Here is a 22,860-nt window from a genome sequence, read left to right on the forward strand (position 1 = left end):
CTTGTGCCGCGTTAGCCGGCTCTATATACCGATGGTTTGGACTTTGGACAGGGCAACGCTGCCCAGGCCGGCGAGGTTGAGCATCAGCTCGCCACCCGTCTGACTGATAGTGACGCTGCTGACCGTGGCCGGCAGCAAGGTGTACATCTCCACCTCTTTGCCCTCGACCTTGGTCTTGGCGGTAAAGCTGTAGGTACCCGGGTCGACTTTCTCGCCCGCATCGTTGGTACCGTCCCAGATGAACTCGGCATTGCCGGCCTTGGTCTCGCCCATTTGCACGGTCTTGACCACCTTGCCATCCTTGTCGGTGATGGTGACGGTGGCGGCACTGATGCTCTGCGGCACCACCACGGAGCCGGTGAAACTCTTGGTCGTGTCGACCACGGCCTTGTCGCTCTGGGTAATCACCGAGCGACCGACCAGCGACGAGGCCTGCAGGGCTTGCGATGACTTGTAGTTGCCGGTGATGGCATTGACCGACTCGTTCAGGCTGGTGATGCCTTCCAGGCTGCTGAACTGCGCCAACTGGGCGACGAATTCACTGTTGTCCTGCGGATCGAGCGGGTTCTGGTGCTGCATCTGGGTAACCAGCAGCTGCAGGAACGCGTCCTTGCCCAAGGTTTGCTTGTTGCCGGCCTTGGCGGCGACGGTATTGCCCAGAGTACTGGTCTCGGCAGTCTTCTTGCCGGAAGACTTGATGACATCGTTCAGGCTGAGCGTGCTGTCATTGACGGTGGTAGCCATTGGCTTAGTCCTTTATCACTGACCCAGGGTCAGGACCTTCTGCATCATGGTTTTAGCCGTGTTCATCAGCTCGGCGTTGGTCTGGAACGAACGGCTGGCAGAGATCATGTCGGCCATCTCTTCCACCACGTTGACGTTCGGGTAGTAGACGTAGCCGTCCTTGTTCGCAGCCGGATGATTCGGCTCGTAGCGCGCCTCAAGGTTGCTCTGGTCTTCGACCACGCCAAGCACCTGCACGCCTTGGCCTGCGGCATCCTGATCCTGGAACAGCGACTGGCTGACACCGGCCTGAGCCTGCTGGAAAGTGGTGGCGAACACCGGGTGGCGAGCACGGTAGGTCTGGTCGATGCTCGAGGAGACGGTCTCGGCGTTGGCGATGTTCGAAGCGACGGTATTCAGACGCGTGGTCTGGGCGCTCATGCCGCTACCGGCAATGTTGAAGACACTGGCGAGGGACATGACTTACTCTCCGCGCAGGGCCGATACCAGCCCTTTGAATTTACTGTTGAGCAGCGTGAAGCTGGCCTGGAAACCCACGGCGTTTTCCGCGTAGCTCGATTGCTCGAGCTGGGCATCGACGGTGTTCTGGTCGATCGACGGCTGCATCGGCGTGCGGTACTGCAAGGTCTCGTCGCCCATGCTCAGGCCTTCGGCCTCGATGTGCCGGGCGTTGGTCCGATCCAGTGCGAAATGCCCCTTGCTGGTCTGCTCGGCCTGCGCCGCCAGGACCGACGCGAAGTCCATGTCGCGCGCCTTGTAGTTCGGCGTGTCGGCGTTGGCGATGTTGTTGGCCAGCACCTCGGCACGCTGGGCGCGAAAGCCCAATGCCTTTTCGTGGATGCCGAGCGCTTTGTCGAAGCTGATGCTCATGTCGTGGAAACCTTCGAAGGTTTTTCGTTGACTGAGTCAGAGCAAGAGCCATGCCAAAAAACAAAACCCCGTAAATACGGGGCTTTGAGGGGGTTACCGGTAGCGGCAATGCCAGAAAAGTGGCAAAGAGCGGCAAGCGGCAAGCTTCAAGCGGCAAGAAAAAGCCAGGCGGTGCACGATCTGCTCTTTCTTGCCGCTTGAAGCTTGAAGCTTGCCGCTAAGGCCTATTTGGCCTGGTAAATGATCCCCGGGCTGCACTGGACCATCTGGTAGTGATCCGGCAAACCGTTGAGCGCTTCGGAGGCACCCAGGAACAGGTAACCGCCCGGCTTGAGCGTGCCGTGAATACGCAGGAGGATGTCCTTCTTGACCTGGGCCGAGAAGTAGATCAGCACGTTGCGGCAGAACACGATGTCGAACTTGCCCAGGCTCGCGTAGCTGTCGAGCAGGTTGAACGAACGAAACTCGACACGGCTGCGGATCGGTGCCTTGACCGCCCAGCGCCCCGGACCCTTGACGTCGAAGTAGCGCTGCAGGCGCTCCTGGGACAAGCCGCGGGCAATGGCCAGGCTGTCGTACTCGCCGGTCTTGCAGTTGGTCAGCATCGAGCCGGACAGGTCGGTGGCAACGATCTGCGCGCCCATCTTCAACTGGCCGATGTTGCTGCGCTCGAACTCGTCGATGGCCATGGAGATCGAGTACGGCTCCTGCCCCGACGAACAGGCGGCCGACCAGATGCGCAGACGCTGGCCAGGGTTGGCCTTGATCTGCTCGGGCAGAACCTTGTTCTTGAGCACTTCGAACGGATAGGTATCGCGAAACCAGAGGGTTTCGTTGGTGGTCATGGCATCGACCACCTGCTCGCGCAAGCCGCTGCGCGGTTGGCTCTGGATACGCTGCACCAGTTCGCCCAGGGACTTGATGCCCTGCTGTTCCATCAGCTTGTTGAGACGGCTGGAGACCAGGTATTGCTTATTTTCGCCCAGCAGGATGCCACAGGCTTTTTCCAGGAATACCCGGAACTGTTCGAAATCCAAATTACCCGTAGACAATGATGCCGCCTCTTAAATCGTATGTACCGCCAGGGGCGAACGCCCCCGGCCGTTAGTGCGTGGCCTTGATCCGATCAACAACGCGCTGGGCGAGGTCGTCCGGGCGGAATTTGGCCAGAAAGTCATCAGCACCGACCTTCTTGACCATCGCCTGGTTGAACACCCCGGAAAGCGAAGTATGCAGGATGATGTGCAACTTTTGCATGCGCGGGTCGCTGCGAATCTCGGCGGTCAGGGTGTAGCCGTCCATCTCCGGCATCTCGATGTCGGAGATCATCATCAGGAATTCTTCCTCCGGACGCTTGCCCTCGTCGACCAGCTTGCGCAGGTAGTCGAGCGCCTGGCGGCCGTCGTTGAGCGCCACCACTTCGACGCCAACGGTCTGCAGGCAACGGCTGACCTGCTTGCGCGCCACCGACGAGTCATCGACCGTCAGCACCCGCAGCATTACCGCCTTGTCCTGCACCTCGGCATCGACCACGCCGGCGGAAATCGCCTCGGAGGTCGGCGCCACTTCGGCGAGGATTTTCTCCACGTCGATGATTTCGACCATCTTGTTGTCGACCCGGGTCACTGCCGTCAGGTAGTGATCGCGCCCGGTGCCCTTGGGTGGCGGATGGATCTCCTCCCAGTTCATGTTGACGATGCGCTCCACCGAGTGCACCAGAAACCCCTGGGTCTTGGTGTTGTACTCGGTGATGATGACGAAACTCTTGCTGGTTTCTTCACTCAGACCGGGCATCCCGGTCGCCATCGCCAGATCGAGGATCGGGATGGTTGCCCCACGAATATTCGCGACACCGCGCACGACGGGGCTGGATTTGGGCATTACGGTCAGGTTCGGGCACTGCAGCACCTCCCTCACCTTGAACACGTTGATGCCGTAGAGCTGTTCGCCATTGAGACGGAACAACAGCAGCTCCAGGCGGTTCTGCCCTACCAGTTGCGTGCGCTGGTTCACCGAATCCATTACACCAGCCATGCCAGACTCCTTCACCAAACGCTTCGAGCTTCGTACCCAGTCGGCACGCGCTTTGCTTTTTTTAATCGTATGAACATGAAAACGACATTTTTCCGACGCCTGACCCGCCACCTGCCCGGCTTCCTTGCTGCGCTGTGCCTGATGGCCCCTGGCGTTCGAACTCTGGCTGACGCTTTCACCTTGCCTGAACAGCTTATCGGTGTCACCCAGGGGTTTCTTGAATTCACCGTAGAAGACTACCTGGCCACCAGCCAGACCGAAGGCCGCTACGAGATCCAGGTCAACAACCTCGACCCGCGCCTGCGCATGCCGCTGTGCGACCAGCAACTGGGCGCCTCACTGGAGAGCCCGGCGCAGCCGCTGGGCCGTGTCACCGTGCGGGTTCGCTGCGATGGCAGCTCACCGTGGACGGTATTCGTGCCCGCCCAGGTACGTCTGTTTCGCAACGTGGTGACCGTGGTCCGCCCGCTCAAGCGCGACAGTATTGTCGGCGAACAGGACGTGGCCCTGCGCGAACGCGACGTGGGCATGCTCAGCCAGGGTTTTCTCGGCAGCCTCGACCAGGCGGTAGGCCTCAAACTTATCCGACCAACGGTCATGGATCAGGTCCTCACTCCCCAGCATCTGGAGCAGGCCGAGGTGGTGCGCAAGGGTGACCAGGTGGTGATCACCGCACGCAGCGGCAGCCTGGCGGTGCGCATGCCGGGCGAGGCGTTGAGCAAAGGCGGCCTGAGCGAACAGATCCGGGTGCGCAACCTCAACTCCAAGCGGGTGGTCAAGGCCAGGGTCACCGGGCCCGGACAGGTAGAAGTGGCCATGTAGGTACTTGAATCAACAACAATGCTGGCGATCAGGAACTGCTTTTCCTAAACTGTGTCCCATTGGATGCCCCGAACCGGCCGCGCACGCCATTGAGCATTTGCGCCTAAAGTTTCTTTCGGGTTGGCCGAAAACAAGGCAAGCGTCCAAATACCCAGAGGTTTTCTGATCATGGTCATCGACTTCAGTCGTTTGAATAACTCCCCGTCGGTTGCCGGCGGCGTGCGCACTGGCAACAGCCAGGAAAGCACCGCCAGCACGGCTTCGGCCAAGGCCGGCAGCGTCGCTGAGAACAGCGCCAGCGGGGAAACCGTACACCTCAGTCACGAGGCCCAGCAGTTGCAAAAGGTCAGCGACCAACTGCGCGATCAGCCGATTGTCAACAGCGCCCGAGTGGCCGAGTTGAAACAGGCTATCGCCGACGGCAGCTACCAGGTCGACAGCAACCGCGTCGCCAGCAAACTGCTTAATTTCGAAGCCCAGCGCTAGCCCCTGGCGCGCTGACTTCAGGACGCTTGAACCAAAGAGCCAGCCATGCACGACACTACTCTGCTGCAACTGATCGAGACCGATATTGCTCCAGCGCAAGATCTGCTCGAGTTACTGCAAACCGAAGCAGCAGCCCTGCACGGTCGCGACATGCCGCTGCTGGAAAACATCCTGGCACGCAAGCAGTCGCTGGTAATCCAGCTCGATCAGCAAGGCCGGCGGCGCAGTGAGTTGCTCGCCAGCCTGGGTCTTTCCCAGGACCGCGAGGGTGTCGCACAACTGGCCAGCCAGTCATCCCTGGGCGAGCTGCTGCTGCAGCAACTGGATGCACTGGGCAAATTGCTGGCCGACTGCCAGGCAGTCAATGAGCGCAACGGTCGCGCCATCCAACTCCAGCAGAGCACCACGGCCAACCAGATCAAAATCCTCATGGGCGGCGAAGCACCTTCGTTGTATGACAGCCGTGGGTCGACCTCTCCCCTCGCCAAGCCACAGGCGCTCAGCCAGGCTTGATTCCCTGTATCAAGGCGCGGAACATACTGGCAAAATGCCGTAACTTGCGTGTGACGTTTTTGCCTGGAGAATGATTAACCGTGTTCAATGAAGCAGAAGCTCCGCAGCCTCCAAAGGTACTGACGACTCCTTTGGAAATTGCCGCCAACTTGCGGTCGCTGCAAGAGAGCCATGACCCGCTGATCATCACTTTCCACGAACGCAGCCAGCGCTTTCAAAGCTATGTGGTCGACGTCGACCGCGAAGACAATCGCCTGGCCCTTGATGAAATGATCCCCCGTGACGGTGAACGCTACCTGCAAAATGGCGAGCCGTTTCGCGTTGAAGGCTTTCATGATGGCGTTCGCATCGCCTGGGAGTGCAACACGCCGCTGAGCATCGTCGAGGCCGATGGCCATCGCAGCTACCACGGCACCCTGCCCACCGAAGTGGCCTACCACCAGCGCCGCAATGCCTTTCGCGCAGCGCTGAAGCTGACCCAACTGGTGGATGTCGTACTCGACGGCGAAAAGCTCAAGGGCAATGGCGCCCTGCGCGGCAAACTGCTGGATGTTTCCGCCACGGGCTGCAAGCTGCGCTTTGAAGGCAATGTCGAAGAGCGCCTGCAACTGGGCCAGGTCTACGAAAAATTCGCTACCGGCGCGCCGCTGGGGTTGTCCCAGGTCGAGGTCGAGCTGCGCCATCTGCATTTCGAAGAGCGCATCAACGCCACCTTCGCTGGCGTGCGTTTTCACAACCTCAACGGGCAAATGCAGCGCAAGGTAGAAACCTTTGTCTACCAGTTGCAGCGTGAAGCGCGACGGTTCGATAAAGACGATTACTGAGTCGAACCGCATCGCGGGGCAAGCCTCCCACAGAAGGATTACTGTGGGAGCGGGCTTGCCCCGCGATGACATCAAACCTTATCTGGCTTGACTTCTTCAGCCGCAACCTCAGCTTCAGCCCCCTCCTGCGCCTCGGTATCCTCAGCGCCCACCGGCGCCTGCATCTGATCCTGCACTACCTGCTCGTCAACCCGTGGGTCCAGCGCCGCCGACAACGGCGAACCTGCCGCCGGCATGGCCACGTGATGCAGCGGCGCATCGTCGACCTGGTGCAAGCCGGTAACCGCTTTCGGCCGGATCCGCCAGACCAGTACCAGGGCAAAAAACACAAAGAAGGCATAGAGCATCTGATTGCCCAGCACCTTCATCAGCACCCCGGCCACCAGCGGCCCGATACTCGCTCCTACGCCATAGGTGACCAGCAGCATTGCCGTCAGCGAAACGCGACGCTCGCCCTCGACGTGGTCGTTGGAGAACGCCACCGCCAGCGGGTACAGACAGAACTGCAGCAGCGACACCGCAAAGCCGGCAACAAACAGCACTTCCAGCGGCACAGTCGGCATGATCGCCAGCGGCAAGGCCACAATGGCCAGGCCCACAGCAACACTGCGAATCAGCAAAGCCCGGTCGTAGCGATCGGACAACCAGCCCAGCGGCCATTGCACCAGCAGCCCGGCGAAAATGCAGCTGCCCATGAACAGACCGACCTGCTCGGTACTCAGCCCTTGCTTGGCCGCATACAGAGGCGCCAAACCGTAGAAGGAACCGACGATCAGGCCAGCCCCGAGCACGGTACTCAGCGACTGCGGCACCCGCTTGATAAAGAAGCGCGGCTCCATCGGCGCCGGCCGCAGCGGCGCCGGGTGAATCCGTCGGGTCAGTGCTACCGGTACCAGGCACAGGGCAAAGCACATGGCGACCAGCATCAGCAGCTCAAGCCCCAACTCTGGATGCACCACCAGAATCAACTGGCCGAGCACCAGCCCCAGGTACGAGGCGATCATGTAGCCGCTGAACACCGCACCGCGCTGCTTGGCATCGGCCTGCTCGTTGAGCCAGCTCTCGATGACCATGTATTGGCACATCATCCCCAAACCGACGATCACCCGCAGCACCACCCAGGCCGGCAACCAACTGACCAGGCCATGGCCAAGCACCGCCGCACCGACGATCCCAGCGCAGGTGGCATAGGCACGGATATGCCCGACCCGGGCAATCAGCCGGTGGCCGATCTTGCCGCCCAGGGCCAGGCCGAAATAGTTGGCGGCCATCAACGCACCGACCCAGAGACTGTCGACATGATCGGCAGCCAGGCGCAAGGCCAGGTAGGTACTCAACAAGCCGGAGCCGATCAACATCATCAGCGCAGCGAAATACAGCGCGCGAAAAGACTTCCAGATCTGTCGCATCAGCGTCCCGAACGGCTCCTTGAGCTGGTGGAAAAACTGCGTGAAAGCATAAGTGAAAATAACCGACTTGCAGGCGCCGCAGATAAAAAAACAGGCGGCAGACCATTCACGAAGAAGTCTGCCACCTGCCTTGATGCTGAGTGCGTTACGGCGGCGAAAACGCCTCGCCGGTTATGCCTGCGCTGCAAGCACGCGGCGCTCCCACGGGGTGATCTCATCATAGAAACTGGTCAGCTCCAGGGTCTTGGTGGCGATGTAGCCTTCGATGAACTCCTTGCCGAACAGTTCCCGGGCAAGCTCGCTGCGCTTCAGACGCTCCAGGGCCGCATGCAAGGTACAAGGCAGGCTCAACTGATCCGGCACCTCGAATTCACCCTGGATCGCCGGCGCCGGTTCGAGCTGCTGTTCAATACCGTGCAGCCCCGCTGCGAGGCTGGCGGCAATCGCCAGGTACGGGTTGGTATCGGCACCCGGCAAACGATTCTCGACCCGGCGCGCTACGGGCGAGCTGGCTGGAATGCGCAGGCCGGCGGCGCGGTTGTCTTCGGACCAGCAGGCGTTGTTGGGTGAGGCATAGGGGTGGCACAGGCGTTGGTAGGAATTCACGTTTGGCGCGAACAAGGCAGTGAAGTCCGCCATGCACGCCTGCTGGCCGCCGATGAAATGGTAGAAGGTCGGCGTCGGCTTGCCCTCGGCATCGCTGAACACATTAACCCCGCTGTCCACCTCGACCACACTCTGGTGGATGTGCATGGAACTGCCCGGCGTGTGTGCCAGTGGCTTGGCCATGCACACCACGGTCAGGCCGTGCTTGAGCGCGACTTCCTTGAGCAGGTGTTTGAACAGCAGGGTCTGGTCGGCCAGTAGCAGCGGGTCGCCGTGCAACAGGTTGATCTCGAACTGGCTGACGCCCATCTCGTGCATGAAGGTATCGCGCGGCAAACCCAGGGCCGCCATGCAGCGATAGACCTCGTTGAAGAATGGGCGCAGGCCGTTGTTGGAGCTGACGCTGAACGCCGAATGACCCTCTTCGCGCCGACCATCCTTGCCCAGCGGCGGCAGAAACGGCTGTTTGGGATCGTTATTGGGGGCGAAGACAAAGAACTCAAGCTCAGTCGCCACTACGGGTGCCAGGCCACGGGCGGCATAGCGGGCGATGACGGCCTTGAGCAGGCCACGACTGGACAACCCGGAGCTTGCGCCACTGAGCTCGACCGCATCGCAAATGGCCAGGGCCCGAGGCTCGTCGCTCCAGGGCAGGCGATAAATATGCTGTGGATCGGCCACCAGCGCCAGGTCGCCGTCATCGCTGCCGTAAAAGCGCGCCGCCGGGTAACCGCCCATGATGCATTGCAGCAGAACGCCACGGGCCATCTGCAGGCGGCGGCCCTCAAGAAAGCCTTCAGCGGTCATCACCTTGCCGCGGGGCACGCCATTGAGGTCCGGGGTAATGCACTCGATCTCATCAATGCCCGTCAATCGCTCGGCGAGAGAACGTTGGCCATTGGTCGTCATGACTTTATCCTTGTTATTTTTAACAAGCCGCGAACGGCGACCCCTCAACATAGTCCTGGGGTGTTAAAAATATCAAGCACTCACGCTGGGGCAACGCTTGCGGTTGCCCCGGCAGCCATCTGCCTCAGTCGCCGAGCCAGGCGCTACGCCATGCATCAAGGGTAGCCTGGTCGAGCATCCATTCACGCTGCACGGCCGCACGCAACTGCAAGCCCGCCTGACGCAAGCCGGGTCGATCGGCGAGCTGCGCACGAATGGCCTGCACCCAGTCCTCGGCATTGTTGCTGACCCGTGTGACCGGCAAGGTGTTGCGATAGCCCGGCATGTCGCTGCAGATCACCGGGAAACCACATGCACCGTACTCCAATAGTCGCTCAGGACCCTTGAATTCACTGGCCATGCTGGTACACAGCGGTGCCAGCGCCAGGTCCAGGTCAAGACGGGCAAGCGCCTGGGGCCGTTGTGCCAGCGCAACGGCCGGATAGAGTTCCTTGATATGCCCGCGCAACGCCGGTGGACAGGCGCCGTGTATCACCCAATCCACTTCGGCGGACAGGCATTCGATCACTGCGGCAATCGAGGCAAGATCATCCGCATCGGCCGGCAAGCCCAGCCAACCCACCCGTGGCCGCGCAGAACGTTGTACGCAAGGCTGCGGCACGTTCAGCCACAGCTCAGGGTTCAGACGGGTCTCGATCAGGCGTACATCGTGATGCAGATGCCGGCCCACCTCCGCCATCATCGAGGTGGCCACCACCACCCGATCGACCTCGGCAAGCATTTCGCGCAGCAACTGCATGTCTTCACGCGTCTGCGGCAGCACGTCCAGCTCATAGACCCGTGCAGCGCTGGTGTATTTTTTGATATCGCGCAGCGCCTGGAGCTTGGCCTGCTCAGGGTGCCCGTGCAGGATAATTGCCTGAGCACCAAAGCGCTCAAGCTCGACAATCCCGGGTATACGCTCGACCTGGGCAGCCTGGAGTATTGCCCGCTGCTGATGCTGGTGCAGTGACTGACCCAGACGATGCCATGCGCTGTCACTGTGCGGATCGACGTGGGCCAGCACGACCGGGGCGCCGAGGCAGAACAACGGCCGCCAGTTCAAGGCCAGCGACCCCAGCATGGTGGCGCTGCGATCATCCAGGGAAATGTTAGCGTTGCAGACCGGATCGCGGGCAAGGTTCGCCAGCCAGCGCTCACACAGTGCATGCTGGGTGGCTGCGGCAAACGGCGCGATCTCGGCCGTGTTGATGTACATGCAGCGCGCCGCCCACACCATCAGGTAACCGTGCTGCCCCAGGCGCAAACACAGGTCGATGTCCGCGCCTTCATCAGCGAAAGACGGCGCATCGAAGCCTCCCGCTTCGGTAAACAGGGCCGAACGCACCAGCATGCAATCGTGGGAAATTGCGCTGTAGTTCTGGTCGAGTTGCAAACGGTTGAGGTACCCGGTCGCTTCGCCTGCCTCGCCGGCAAACACCCGGCCCGCACCGGAGAACACCCCAGGCAGCAAGCCGGCGTGGGAGATCTTGCCGTCCGCCGAAAAGCCCTTGCCGCCGACTACCGCCACTTCCGGGCGCAAACCGTGATTGAGCAGTTGCTGCAACCACTGCCCATGGATCACGACCGATTGGCTGGAGAAGAACAGCAGGAACTCACCCGAGGCTTGCTCGGCACCGAGATTGCGCGCCGCACTGACAGTAAGCGGGCCCTGGCCACGCACAATGCGCAACTGCCCCTGAGTAAACTGCTCGACGTCCTGCAGCCACCGACTGACCTGCGGTGACTCATCCCCACACTCGACCACCAGCAATTCATAATGCGGGTATGGGGTATGTTCCAGCACGCTGGTGAGACAACGTTCCAATGCCGTGAGATCACTGTTGGCGACGACCACGATCGATACCAGCGGCTGGTGCACATGTCCGTAGTCAATGACAAAGTGGCCTGTATCGAGCGGCGTCACCTGAACCTGGTTGTAGCCACGCACATGCAGATGCTGCTCGATGGCCAAACGCCCGGTACTCGCCTCAATGACACGCGCGCCGCTGAACAACAAGGGCTCGGGGATATGCCCGAAAGCATTGGTGCCATGCTGGTTGATCAGGCGCAGGATCAGCTCGAACTCCATCGCCCCCTTGAACCCCTCGCTAAAACCGCCACTGCCCAGCAGTGCCTCGCGGCTGAACAGCCAGTGCCCGGCCATTACCGAAGGATTGCCGAGCAGCAAGTCCAGGTTGAAGCCCGGCCGCAAACCGATGCTGACCTGCCCCTGTGCATCGCGCGTGGCGTAATCCGCAAACACCGCCGCACATCCAGCAGCACCCGGCAGCTCCAGGGCGACGCCAGTCAGGCCGGCGGCGGTAAACGCCTCTCCTGCGTGAACCAGCAGCAGCCAATCACAATTGCTGTCCTGAACCAGCTGATTGAGTTGGGCAGCCAGCTCCTGCGGTTGCAGCTGCATCAATGAGCAAGGCAACGTGCGATCCTGCACTTGAGGGTCGACACTGAGTACCGTGACGTGCGGGGTATACGCCGAATCCTGGCGATACAGGCTGTGAAGCGTACGCTGCAATGCTTCACGATCGGCGTCAGGGTCGAGGACAATAACGCCGATGCTTGGCTGATGCGGCCGCCCCAACAAATGCTCGGCGAGTAACCGGCTGTGTTCGGTCCCCGAGACTCGGCCATCCATCCAGTGGGCGGTAAACTGCGCCGTTTGCACGCGGATGGAGTTGTCGATGATCAGCTTCATCAGGTTGACGGGCTGGAACAATGCACCCGGTTGCAGCGGTGCCACCTCAACCAGTACACCCCCTTCAGGGTCGGCCCAGCCCAGCTCATAGACACTGCGGGTAAAGTCCTTCTGCCCCTGGCCACTCTCCAACTGAACCCAGTTGACCCGACTGCCCTGCTGTTGCGACACCCGGTAGCGGGTCAGTGGCTGGGCAAGCAAGGCCAGGTTGCCACGCTGGAACAGTTGCGCAGCCATGGCCATGTCACCGAAACCGAGGATCAACTTGCCCTGCAGCGACATCACCTGGTCGCCAAGCTCGAGCAAATCTTCACGTCGGCACAGCATGCAGCTCGGCTCACCGATGAAGTTGAGCGGGTAGCGCGCCAGGAACGAGACCAGTTGTGGCCCATCGATCACCACGTCGCCAGAGAAGGGGAACATGTAAGGCAACTTCGGCGGGGTAATTTCACCCTCCTCGTTGATCACCAGGCGCCGGGAGGATGCCAGGGCGATCGATGGATCGCGCTCCATGACGTCGACCAGCGCGGCAACGCTCTGAGGCAGCAGTTCGTCGTCATCGTGCAGGGTTTTGATGTACTTGCCACGCGCCGCCTCGACACAGGCGACGGCATTGCGAATCTCACCGAGCGCCGGGTCGTTATGAAAGTAATGAATCGGCACCCGGCTGCTGTGGCGATAGCGCTCGACGATCGCCGCGATTGCGCCGCTGCGATTATCGTCACAGATCACGATCTCGAGGTTATCGTAGGTCTGGTTGCAAGCGCTCAGCAGCGCAGCTTCGAAATACTCGGCCTTGTAGGCAGGAATTACGATGCTGACCAGCGGGTTCGACGTAAGCATAAGGATTCAGGCACCACCGACAAATAGACAGGACACCCGCGCCGAACAGCCAAAAAGCCGACACCGCGAGCCGCGCCTAGCGCCAAAGCAAGTTCCAAGCCAGTGCTGCGCCGCTTCTGCCTACACTGACCCTGGCAACGTCAATCCATTGGCCGGCAGCGGCAACGCGGTCTTGTAGCGCACCTGCTTCAAGGCAAAGCTCGATCGAATGTTGGCGACCCCCGGCAAGCGGGTCAGGTAGTCGAGAAAACGCTCCAGCGCCTGAATGCTCGGCAGCAGCACACGCAACAGGTAATCAGGGTCGCCGGTCATCAGGTAGCACTCCATGACCTCCGGGCGCTCGGCAATTTCCTCCTCGAAACGATGCAGGGATTGCTCGACCTGCTTCTCCAGGCTGACATGAATAAACACGTTCACATCCAGGCCCAGCACCTCCGGCGCCAGCAAGGTCACCTGTTGGCGAATCACTCCGAGTTCTTCCATGGCCTTGACCCGGTTGAAGCAAGGGGTCGGCGAAAGGTTCACCGAGCGCGCCAGCTCGGCGTTGGTGATGCGGGCATTTTCCTGGAGGCTGTTGAGAATGCCGATATCCGTACGATCCAGTTTGCGCATGAGAGAAAATCACCTGATTTTTGTCTTTATAAGGAATGTTTATCCGCAAGCCGAAGCAAAGGCAACGAACTTGAGAAAAATATTCTTCAGGCGCCGGAATATCATGTAGGACAAGACTGACTCCCTGGTCACAAGCCGGGTGTCAGTAGCGACCGCTTCAAAGCTCAACAAAAACACAAGACAGAGCGAGCGTAAAAAAGCATGAACGAGTACGCCCCCCTGCGTTTGCATGTGCCCGAGCCTACAGGCCGGCCAGGCTGCCAGACTGATTTCTCCTACCTGCGTCTGAACGATGCCGGTCAGGTTCGTAAACCTCCCGTCGATGTAGAAGCCGCCGATACTGCGGACATCTCCTCTAGCCTGATCCGGGTACTGGATGACAAGGGCAATGCCCTGGGCCCCTGGGCCGAGGACGTCAGCCCCGAGATCCTGCGCCAGGGCATGCGCACCATGCTCAAGACCCGGCTGTTCGACAGCCGCATGGTGGTCGCCCAGCGGCAGAAGAAGATGTCGTTCTACATGCAGAGCCTGGGTGAAGAAGCCATCGGCAGCGGCCAGGCCATGGCCCTGAACCGCAGCGACATGTGCTTCCCCACCTACCGCCAGCAAAGCATCCTCATGGCCCGCGACGTCTCGCTGGTAGAGATGATCTGCCAACTGCTGTCCAACGAGCGCGATCCGCTCAAAGGCCGCCAGTTGCCGATCATGTACTCGGTGCGCGAAGCCGGCTTCTTCACCATCAGCGGCAACCTGGCGACCCAGTTCGTCCAGGCGGTCGGCTGGGCCATGGCCTCGGCCATAAAGGGCGATACCAAGATCGCTTCGGCCTGGATCGGTGACGGCGCCACCGCCGAATCGGACTTCCACACCGCCCTGACCTTTGCCCACGTCTACCGCGCGCCGGTGATCCTCAACGTGGTCAACAACCAGTGGGCGATCTCCACCTTCCAGGCCATCGCCGGTGGTGAATCGACCACCTTCGCCGGACGTGGCGTGGGTTGCGGCATCGCCTCCCTGCGCGTCGACGGCAACGACTTCATCGCTGTCTATGCCGCCTCGCGCTGGGCCGCCGAACGCGCCCGCCGCGGCCTGGGCCCGACACTGATCGAATGGGTCACCTATCGCGCCGGCCCGCACTCGACCTCGGACGATCCGTCCAAGTACCGCCCGGCCGACGACTGGAGTCACTTCCCCCTGGGCGACCCGATCGCCCGCCTCAAACAGCACCTGATCGCCATCGGTCACTGGTCCGAGCAAGAGCACCAGGCGGTTACCGCCGAGCTCGAAGCCGAGATCATCAAGGCGCAGAAAGAAGCCGAGCAGTACGGCACCCTGGCCGGTGGCCAGATGCCGAGCCCGGCCTCGATGTTCGAGGATGTCTACAAGGAGATGCCGGAGCACCTGCGCCGGCAGCGCCAGGAACTGGGGATCTGAGATGAACGATCACAACACTTCAATCCAGTTGGAAACCGCCATGGCGACCACCACCATGACCATGATCCAGGCCCTGCGCTCGGCCATGGACATCATGCTAGAGCGCGATGACAACGTCGTGGTGTACGGCCAGGACGTCGGCTACTTCGGTGGCGTGTTCCGTTGCACCGAAGGCCTGCAGACCAAGTACGGCAAGTCGCGGGTCTTCGATGCGCCGATCTCGGAAAGCGGCATCGTCGGCACCGCCGTGGGCATGGGTGCCTACGGCCTGCGCCCGGTGGTGGAAATCCAGTTCGCCGACTACTTCTACCCGGCCTCCGACCAGATCGTCTCGGAAATGGCCCGCCTGCGTTATCGCTCGGCCGGCGAGTTCGTCGCCCCGCTGACCCTGCGCATGCCGTGCGGTGGCGGTATCTACGGTGGGCAAACGCACAGCCAGAGCCCTGAGGCGATGTTCACCCAGGTCTGCGGCCTGCGTACCGTGATGCCGTCCAACCCCTATGACGCCAAAGGCCTGCTGATCGCCTCGATCGAAAACGACGACCCGGTGATCTTCCTTGAGCCCAAGCGCCTGTACAACGGCCCGTTCGACGGCCACCACGACCGCCCGGTAACCCCGTGGTCGAAACACCCGGCCAGCGCCGTGCCGGATGGCTACTACACCGTGCCGCTGGACAAGGCGGCGATCACCCGCCCGGGCAAGGACGTCACCGTGCTGACCTACGGCACCACCGTCTACGTGTCGCAAGTGGCCGCTGAAGAAACCGGCGTCGACGCCGAGGTCATCGACCTGCGCAGCCTGTGGCCGCTGGACCTGGAAACCATCGTCGAGTCGGTGAAAAAGACCGGCCGCTGCGTGGTGGTCCACGAAGCCACGCGCACCTGCGGTTTTGGCGCCGAGCTGATCGCGCTGGTCCAGGAACACTGCTTCCATCACCTCGAAGCCCCGATCGAACGCGTCACCGGCTGGGACACCCCCTACCCGCACGCACAGGAGTGGGCGTATTTCCCCGGCCCTTCGCGAGTGGGTGCGGCATTGAAACGGGTCATGGAGGTCTGAATGGGCACGCACGTCATCAAGATGCCGGATATCGGTGAAGGCATCGCACAAGTTGAACTGGTGGAATGGTTCGTCAAAGTTGGCGACACCGTCACTGAAGACCAGGTCGTGGCCGATGTCATGACCGACAAGGCCACCGTCGAAATCCCTTCGCCGGTCAGCGGCAAGGTCCTGGCCCTGGGCGGCCAGCCCGGTGAAGTCATGGCGGTGGGCAGCGAGCTGATCCGCATCGAAGTCGAAGGCGCCGGTAACCACCAGGAAGGCACCAGCCAACCTGCTGCAGCGCCAGCAGCACCTGTGGGAGCGGGCTTGCCCCGCGAAGAGGCTCCAGCGGTTCCTGCCAAGGCCCCGGAACCTGCCCCCAAACCGGCGGCACCCGCACCCTCGGCCCACCAGCCCGCCGCTATCGTCCCGCGCCAAGCCCACGAACGCCCACTGGCCTCGCCTGCCGTGCGCAAGCGCGCCCTGGATGCCGGCATCGAGCTGCGTTACGTCCACGGCAGCGGCCCGGCCGGGCGCATCCTGCACGACGACCTCGACGCCTTCCTGGCGCAGCCGACCACCAGCAGCCAGAGCGCTCCTGGCGGTTATGCCAAACGCAATGACAGCGAGCAGATTCCGGTGATCGGCCTGCGCCGCAAGATTGCCCAGCGCATGCAGGATGCCAAGCGCCGCGTCGCGCACTTCAGCTACGTCGAGGAAATCGACGTGACAGCCCTCGAAGAGCTGCGTCAGCACCTGAACAAGAAGTGGGGCGACAGCCGCGGCAAGCTGACCCTGCTACCGCTCCTGGTGCGCGCCATGGTCGTCGCCCTGCGCGAGTTCCCGCAGATCAACGCCACCTACGACGACGAAGCCCAGGTGATCACCCGCCACGGCGCGGTGCATGTCGGCATCGCCACCCAGGGCGACAACGGCCTGATGGTGCCGGTGCTGCGCCATGCCGAATCCGGCAGCCTGTGGAGCAACGCCGGCGAGATCGTGCGCCTGGCCAACGCCGCCCGCGGCAACAAGGCCAGCCGTGAAGAACTGTCGGGCTCGACCATCACCCTGACCAGCCTTGGCGCTCTCGGCGGCATCGTTACCACACCGGTGGTCAACACCCCGGAAGTGGCGATCGTCGGAGTCAACCGCATGGTCGAACGGCCGATGGTCATCAACGGCCAGATCGTCATTCGCAAGATGATGAACCTCTCCAGCTCGTTCGATCACCGCGTGGTCGATGGCATGGACGCGGCACTCTTCATCCAGGCCATCCGCGGCCTGCTCGAACAACCTGCCAGCCTGTTTGTGGAGTGACCATGCAACAGACGCTCAACACTACCCTGCTGATCATCGGCGGCGGCCCCGGCGGCTATGTCGCCGCCATTCGCGCCGGCCAGCTGGGCATTCCCACGGTGCTGGTCGAAGGCCAAGCCCTGGGCGGCACCTGCCTGAACATCGGCTGCATTCCGTCCAAGGCGCTGATCCACGTCGCCGAGCAGTTCCACCAGACCCAACTGCACAGCCAGCAGTCGAACCTGGGTATCAAGGTCTCGCCACCGAGCCTGGACATCACCCAGAGCGTGGCCTGGAAAGACGGCATCGTCGATCGCCTGACCAGCGGCGTCGCCGCCCTGCTGAAAAAGCACGGGGTCAAGGTGATCCATGGCTGGGCGCAGATTCTCGACGGCAAGCACGTCGAAGTCGACGGCCAGCGCATCCAGTGCGAACACCTGCTGCTGGCCACCGGCTCCAGCTGCGTCGAACTGCCGATGCTGCCTCTGGGCGGCCCGATCATTTCCTCCACCGAAGCCCTGGCGCCGAAGGCCCTGCCCAAGCACCTGACCGTGGTCGGCGGCGGCTACATCGGCCTGGAGCTGGGCATCGCCTATCGCAAGCTGGGCGTGGAGGTCAGCGTGGTCGAAGCCCGCGAGCGTATCCTGCCGACCTACGACAGCGAACTGACCGCGCCGGTGGCCGAGTCGTTCAAGAAGCTGGGGATCAAGCTCTACCTCAAGCACAGCGTCGAAGGCTACGATGCCGACAAACAAGCGTTGCAGGTTCGCGATCCGCAAGGCGAGCTACTGCAACTGAGCAGCGACCAGGTGCTGGTTGCGGTGGGTCGCAAACCGCGCACCCAGGGCTTCAACCTTGAGAGCCTGGCGCTGAAGATGAACGGTGCGGCGGTTGCCATTGATGAGCAGTGCCAGACCAGCATGCGCAACGTCTGGGCCATCGGCGATATCAGCGGCGAACCGATGCTCGCCCACCGGGCCATGGCCCAGGGTGAAATGGTTGCCGAACTCATTGCCGGCAAGTCACGACGCTTCGAGCCGGCTGCCATCGCCGCGGTGTGTTTCACCGACCCGGAACTGGTAGTGGTCGGCAAACCCCCGGAGCAGGTCGAGCAGGAGGGCCTGGATTGCATCGTTGCACAGTTCCCGTTCGCCGCCAACGGTCGGGCCATGACCCTGGAATCGAAAAGCGGCTTCGTGCGCGTGGTCGCCCGTCGCGACAACCACCTGATCCTCGGTTGGCAGGCGGTTGGCGTGGGCGTCTCGGAGCTGTCGAGCGCCTTTGCCCAGTCACTGGAAATGGGCGCTTGCCTGGAAGATATCGCCGGCACCATCCACGCTCACCCGACCCTGGGTGAGGCGGTGCAGGAAGCGGCACTACGCGCCCTGGGTCACGCCCTGCATCTGTAGACACTGAAGCGGCTGAGGCCGATTTGACCCGCTGCCCCGTGCAGCGGGTCCTTTTTCATTCACCGATCTCATCCTTGCCGGCCGCCTTGGCCCGGTACAGTGCCTGGTCCGCCCGGCACAGCAGCTGCGCCTGCCCTTCCCCTTCCAGCCACTCGACCACGCCATAACTCATGGTCAGCACTTGCGCGCCCACCGGCGGTGCCAGCTCCAGCGCCTGGCGAATCTGCCGCGCCAGTTGCAGTGCCTGTTCGCGTTGCGTGCCCGGCAGCACCACGACAAACTCATCGCCGCCCCAGCGTGCGAGCAAGTCACCGGGGCGCAGGCACACCTTGATCCGCTCGACCGATGCGATCAGCGCCTGGTCACCTTGGGCATGGCCATACTGATCGTTGATCGGCTTGAAATCGTCGATATCCATGATGATCAGCGCCAACGGCTGGCGGAAACGCCGCGCCCGCTCGCACTCTTGCTGCAGGACCTTTTCCAGGCGGTAACGGTTGGCCACCAGGGTCAGGGCATCGCGCTCGGCCAGGTCGCGGTTTTCATCGAGCTGGCGCTGCAGTTGCTGATTGACCCAGGACAGTTCGCGGGTGCGCTCGGCGATCTGCGCCTCCAGTGACAGGTTCTCCTGCTCCAGGCGCTCGACCAGGCGCTTGGCATCGTCGATATTGCGATGGGCACCGAGCATGCGCGCCACCGAGCCGTCCTGATTGCGCGCAATGATGTGGCCGCGGTCCTCGATCCACAGGAAGCTGCCATCTTGGCAGCGGCAGCGGTACTCGATACGGTATTGCCCGGATCGGTCACTGACGTAGTCCTCGAAATGAGCCATCACTTGCGGATAGTCCTCAGGATGAATCACGCTTTCCCAGGTCAGTACGGTATTGTCCAGCGAGTGGCTTGGATAACCGAGCATCCGGTACCAGCCGGGGTTGCGGTAGACGTAGCCGGTGTTGGCGTTCCAGTCCCAGATCCCGTCGCTGATCAGGTCCAGCAGGGTTTGCAGCTGTTCTTCCCTGAAATCGCCGAGCGGGGCCTTCAAAGGTGGTGCATCTGACGTTTGACTCATGGACGATCTCCCTTGTCCAGCAACTGCGCCCCAGCCAGATGTTGGTGCTGCCGGCTTGAATTGACTTGCCGCTGACGGCAAGGGTTTTCCTCTTCGGGGCAAAGCATGCTCCGTTTCACTACCCGCCGTACAGCGCCAACCCCTGAATATACTAGCGCGTGGCCCTGCCAGCCGAGCTGGCACAAGACTTGCCATTGATCGGAGGTCAACTTGCATCCATCAAGGAGCGTGATCAGGTGAGTAGCATCAATGCCCTCGGCGCCCAGACGCCAGCCATCAACCCGACCCGTGGCGTGGCCGAAGCGGCCGCCGCCGAACAGGCCCAGTTCCGCCCGCCGGTGCCGACCAGCAGCGCCAACCGCCAGCAGCAAAGCCACGCCAACACCTCGCAGCAAAGTGCCGAAGACGCCCGCGAGGAAGCCTTCGCCAAACTCAAGGTGCAGCTGCAGAACCCGGATGTCGACATGCGCGAGCAGGCCAGTATCGGCACCAGCGAAACCGGCAAGAGCGCCGCTCAGGAGTTTCGCGAATACATGGCCCTGAGCCCAGCCCAGAAGATCAAGCTCAAGCTGCTCAATGAACTGGGCATCAGCCAGGAAGAATTCGAGGCCTTGCCGCCAGCCGAAAAGGACAAGATCGAACGCAAGATCGCCGAGCAGATGAAAAAGCAGACCGAATTGGAGTCGCTGGCCAGCCTCAACTCCGAGCTGCAAGGGCCGGCAGTGTCAGCCAAGCTGGTGGCCAACCTGACCGCGACGCAAGATGCCAACCAAGGCACCACCTATGACAATCGGGAAAAAGACCTCAGCGCCTGACCCCACCTGCGCGCTGCTGTCGCCCAAGGCAGCAGCGTCCTGTAAAGCTGATGTTGGCCGAATTCTTGCTGAGCTAGGGCAATCACAGTCAGTTGTCGGATTCATGGCGCCCTTGCCCGTTGATCCGGACCATGACTCAGTGCCATGGCGTAGCCCCTGTCATGCCATGTGCCATTTTTCAGTCATCACGAGCACCCATTGCCATGGCCGAATCCGTTCCCGTCACCAGCCCGCTGCTGCCACCGCTGGAGGAGTTCATTCCCTACCTGCAGCAAATCTGGGACAGCAAGCGCCTGACCAACGGCGGCCCTTTTCATGAGCAACTGGAACAGGAACTGGCCGATTACCTCGGGGTAAAACACCTCTCGCTGTTTTCCAATGGCACCCTGGCCCTGGTCACCGCACTGCAGGCGCTGCGCATCACCGGCGAAGTCATCACCACGCCCTACTCCTTCGTCGCAACCGCGCACTCGCTGCTGTGGAACAACCTCAAGCCAGTCTTCGTCGACATCGACCCGCTGACCAACAACCTCGACCCCAAGCGCGTCGAAGAAGCCATCACCTCGGCGACCACCGCGATCCTGCCGGTCCACTGTTATGGCATTCCTTGCGATGTCGCCGGTCTCCAGCGAGTCGCCGACACTTATGGCCTGAAAGTCATCTATGACGCGGCCCACGCCTTTGGTGTTCGCGACAACGGGGCGAGCGTACTCAACCACGGCGATCTGTCGATCCTGAGTTTTCATGCGACCAAGGTGTTCAATACGTTCGAAGGCGGCGCCATTATCTGCCCCGATGCCAAGATCAAGCAGCGCATCGACTACCTGAAGAATTTCGGTTTTGCCGATGAAGTCACGGTCATGGCGCCCGGCATCAATGGCAAGATGAATGAAGTCCAGGCAGCCTTTGGCTTGCTGCAGTTGCGTCACATCGATAATGCGCTGGAACGGCGCCGGGAGGTCTTCGAACGCTACCGCCAAGCCCTGGAAGGCGTACCAGGCCTGCGCCTGCTCGAACCTGCGGCTGGGCTTGAATGGAACTATGCCTACTGCCCGATACTGGTCGATGCCGAGCGCTTCGGATGCACCCGCGATGAGCTTTACCGGCGTTATCGAGAGGACGATATCCTGGTACGCCGGTATTTCTATCCGTTGATCACCGAATTCCCGATGTATCGTGGGCTGCCCAGCGCCGACATAAAGGGCCTGCCCCATGCCTGGCAAGTGTCGCGTCAGGTCCTGTGCCTGCCGATTCATTCGCACCTGTCGACTGATATACAACAGCGGATCATTGATCTGGCGCTAGCCTGCCGAACGGAACATGCTCCTGCCTGATACTTTGGTCCGCTCGCCCAGGGGTGCCGCTGACTGACGCTGCAATCAGCGCCTTTCCATCTCACCAACTTCAGCCTTGACCCAGTCTACGAACGCGACAACCTCGGAGCGCTGCAAGGCTTCTTCACGACAAACCAGGTAGTAGGCAAAACGCGCGGGCCAGGGTTTGTCGAGGGCCAGTTGCAGCTTGGCGCTGGCCAGGTCTTCTGCAGCGTGAGTGTCCTGCACCAGGGCTATGCCCTGGCCTGCAGCCGCGGCACGCAATAGCAGCAGGTCATCCTCGAAACTGGCACCGCGTGCCGCCCGCGGGTCATCGGCCACGCCATGGGCCTGCAGCCAAAGCATCCAGTCAGCGCGATCGGCATCGTGCAACAACGGATACTTCAGGCAATCGGCCGGCCGTTTCAAAGCCGGCCCTTGCGCCAGCAACTGCGGGCTGGCTACCGGTAGCAAAACCGGCGCCATCAGGCGGACAGACTCCAGCCCCGGATACTGTCCGAGCCCATGGCGCAGGGCGACATCGATGCGCTCACGTTGCAAATCCACCAGCTTGGCCGAAGCCTCGACACGCACTTCGATCTGCGGGTGCAGGGCATTGAATCGGCCGAGGCGCGGCACCAGCCAGGAGGCCGCGAACGACGGCACGGTGCTGATGGTCAGGGTCTTGCCCGGCGTCAGTTGTTCGAGCAAGGCCAGCGATGCCTCGATCTGATCGAAGCCCTTGAGCAACCCTGGATACACGCGCGCGCCAGCTTCGCTCAGGTGCACGCCATGGCGGCCACGCACGAACAGCACCACGCCCATACGCGCCTCAAGCAGGCGTACCTGCTGACTGACCGCGCCCGGCGTTACACCCATGCGCTCGGCGGCCGCCTTGAGGCTGCCCAGACGCGCCGCTTCAGTGAAGGCCCGCAATGCCAACAACGGTATAACCGCGCCCATTTTCACCCGCTCCATGGTTTAGAAAATCTATCGTCTTAGCGCAGGATTGATCGTTTTTCAATCGGCCAAGACCTGCCTAGCATAGCCCTTCT

Annotated in this window: 21 protein-coding genes; 10 read left to right on the top strand and 11 right to left on the bottom strand. The window is 61.8% G+C overall.

The features are described from left to right. Positions 1-21 precede the first annotated feature (21 nt). The 5 genes from flgD to F8N82_RS17250 all read right to left on the bottom strand — a co-directional run bounded on the left by flgD (position 22) and on the right by F8N82_RS17250 (position 3,648). Complete coding sequence (flgD, locus tag F8N82_RS17230; protein WP_038996406.1) at positions 22-744, bottom strand: flagellar hook assembly protein FlgD; 723 nt, start codon at positions 742-744, stop codon at positions 22-24. 15 nt (positions 745-759) lie between these two features. After that, complete coding sequence (gene flgC / locus F8N82_RS17235; protein WP_010224960.1) at positions 760-1,203, bottom strand: flagellar basal body rod protein FlgC; 444 nt, start codon at positions 1,201-1,203, stop codon at positions 760-762. Between the two features lie 3 nt (positions 1,204-1,206). Further along, positions 1,207-1,614 carry a flagellar basal body rod protein FlgB gene (flgB, locus tag F8N82_RS17240; RefSeq protein WP_038996408.1) on the bottom strand — a complete coding sequence of 136 codons (408 nt, stop codon included), beginning with the start codon at positions 1,612-1,614 and terminating at the stop codon, positions 1,207-1,209. Positions 1,615-1,838: 224 nt separating this feature from the next. Beyond that, positions 1,839-2,666, bottom strand: coding sequence for a protein-glutamate O-methyltransferase CheR (gene cheR, locus F8N82_RS17245; protein ID WP_038996410.1), 828 nt, complete (start codon positions 2,664-2,666; stop codon positions 1,839-1,841). Positions 2,667-2,718: 52 nt separating this feature from the next. Next, the gene (locus F8N82_RS17250) at positions 2,719-3,648 is read right to left on the bottom strand and encodes a chemotaxis protein CheV (RefSeq protein ID WP_010224956.1); all 930 of its coding nucleotides are present in this window, start codon (positions 3,646-3,648) and stop codon (positions 2,719-2,721) included. A gap of 69 nt (positions 3,649-3,717) precedes the next feature. On the opposite strand from F8N82_RS17250, the gene flgA reads away from it, so the two are divergent. The 4 genes from flgA (at position 3,718) to F8N82_RS17270 (ending at position 6,293) form a co-directional block, all read left to right on the top strand. After that, positions 3,718-4,470, top strand: coding sequence for a flagellar basal body P-ring formation chaperone FlgA (gene flgA / locus F8N82_RS17255; protein ID WP_038996412.1), 753 nt, complete (start codon positions 3,718-3,720; stop codon positions 4,468-4,470). 168 nt (positions 4,471-4,638) lie between these two features. Next, the gene (flgM, locus tag F8N82_RS17260; protein ID WP_038996414.1) at positions 4,639-4,956 is read left to right on the top strand and encodes a flagellar biosynthesis anti-sigma factor FlgM; all 318 of its coding nucleotides are present in this window, start codon (positions 4,639-4,641) and stop codon (positions 4,954-4,956) included. A gap of 45 nt (positions 4,957-5,001) precedes the next feature. Then, positions 5,002-5,469, top strand: a complete 468-nt coding sequence (locus F8N82_RS17265; RefSeq protein WP_038996415.1) for a flagella synthesis protein FlgN — start codon at positions 5,002-5,004, stop codon at positions 5,467-5,469. Between the two features lie 80 nt (positions 5,470-5,549). Continuing rightward, positions 5,550-6,293, top strand: a complete 744-nt coding sequence (locus tag F8N82_RS17270) for a flagellar brake protein (RefSeq protein ID WP_038996416.1) — start codon at positions 5,550-5,552, stop codon at positions 6,291-6,293. 71 nt (positions 6,294-6,364) lie between these two features. Here the strand turns inward: F8N82_RS17270 and F8N82_RS17275 are convergent, their stop codons facing one another. From F8N82_RS17275 to bkdR, 4 genes are all read right to left on the bottom strand, one after another. Beyond that, a complete protein-coding gene (locus F8N82_RS17275) occupies positions 6,365-7,702 on the bottom strand; it encodes an MFS transporter (protein ID WP_038996417.1) in 1,338 nt (445 codons plus the stop codon). 171 nt (positions 7,703-7,873) lie between these two features. Further along, on the bottom strand, positions 7,874-9,115 hold the full coding sequence (locus tag F8N82_RS17280; RefSeq protein WP_176470420.1) for a glutamine synthetase family protein: 1,242 nt from the start codon (positions 9,113-9,115) through the stop codon (positions 7,874-7,876). A gap of 226 nt (positions 9,116-9,341) precedes the next feature. Next, entirely contained in the window at positions 9,342-12,815 is a 3,474-nt protein-coding gene (locus F8N82_RS17285; RefSeq protein WP_038996419.1) for a glycosyltransferase, read from the bottom strand. 120 nt (positions 12,816-12,935) lie between these two features. After that, positions 12,936-13,427, bottom strand: a complete 492-nt coding sequence (bkdR, locus tag F8N82_RS17290) for a Bkd operon transcriptional regulator BkdR (RefSeq protein WP_038996420.1) — start codon at positions 13,425-13,427, stop codon at positions 12,936-12,938. A 201-nt stretch (positions 13,428-13,628) separates the two neighbouring features. Between bkdR and F8N82_RS17295 the strand changes: the two genes are divergently transcribed. Genes F8N82_RS17295 through lpdA form a run of 4 tightly spaced genes read left to right on the top strand, consistent with a single transcriptional unit; the run spans position 13,629 to position 18,608 of the window. Beyond that, positions 13,629-14,861, top strand: coding sequence for a 3-methyl-2-oxobutanoate dehydrogenase (2-methylpropanoyl-transferring) subunit alpha (locus F8N82_RS17295; RefSeq protein WP_038996422.1), 1,233 nt, complete (start codon positions 13,629-13,631; stop codon positions 14,859-14,861). A 1-nt stretch (position 14,862) separates the two neighbouring features. Continuing rightward, a complete protein-coding gene (locus tag F8N82_RS17300; RefSeq protein WP_038996423.1) occupies positions 14,863-15,921 on the top strand; it encodes an alpha-ketoacid dehydrogenase subunit beta in 1,059 nt (352 codons plus the stop codon). Next, a complete protein-coding gene (locus F8N82_RS17305) occupies positions 15,922-17,220 on the top strand; it encodes a dihydrolipoamide acetyltransferase family protein (protein ID WP_038996424.1) in 1,299 nt (432 codons plus the stop codon). It begins immediately after the preceding gene. 2 nt (positions 17,221-17,222) lie between these two features. Then, positions 17,223-18,608 (top strand): dihydrolipoyl dehydrogenase, encoded by a 1,386-nt coding sequence (lpdA, locus tag F8N82_RS17310; RefSeq protein ID WP_038996425.1) that lies wholly within the window; start codon positions 17,223-17,225, stop codon positions 18,606-18,608. Between the two features lie 55 nt (positions 18,609-18,663). On the opposite strand, the gene F8N82_RS17315 is transcribed toward lpdA, so the two are convergent. Next, the gene (locus tag F8N82_RS17315) at positions 18,664-19,677 is read right to left on the bottom strand and encodes a sensor domain-containing diguanylate cyclase (RefSeq protein WP_038996426.1); all 1,014 of its coding nucleotides are present in this window, start codon (positions 19,675-19,677) and stop codon (positions 18,664-18,666) included. A 236-nt stretch (positions 19,678-19,913) separates the two neighbouring features. Between F8N82_RS17315 and F8N82_RS17320 the strand changes: the two genes are divergently transcribed. Beyond that, positions 19,914-20,492: a hypothetical protein gene (locus tag F8N82_RS17320; protein WP_141231039.1), complete on the top strand. Its 579-nt coding sequence runs from the start codon at positions 19,914-19,916 to the stop codon at positions 20,490-20,492. Positions 20,493-20,695: 203 nt separating this feature from the next. After that, positions 20,696-21,826 (top strand): DegT/DnrJ/EryC1/StrS family aminotransferase, encoded by a 1,131-nt coding sequence (locus F8N82_RS17325; RefSeq protein ID WP_038996427.1) that lies wholly within the window; start codon positions 20,696-20,698, stop codon positions 21,824-21,826. Between the two features lie 45 nt (positions 21,827-21,871). Here the strand turns inward: F8N82_RS17325 and F8N82_RS17330 are convergent, their stop codons facing one another. Then, positions 21,872-22,768, bottom strand: a complete 897-nt coding sequence (locus tag F8N82_RS17330) for a LysR substrate-binding domain-containing protein (RefSeq protein ID WP_038996428.1) — start codon at positions 22,766-22,768, stop codon at positions 21,872-21,874. Positions 22,769-22,860: the final 92 nt, after the last annotated feature.

The sequence above is a fragment of the Pseudomonas fluorescens genome (assembly GCF_902497775.2).
Classification (GTDB): Bacteria; Pseudomonadota; Gammaproteobacteria; order Pseudomonadales; family Pseudomonadaceae; genus Aquipseudomonas; species Aquipseudomonas putida_F.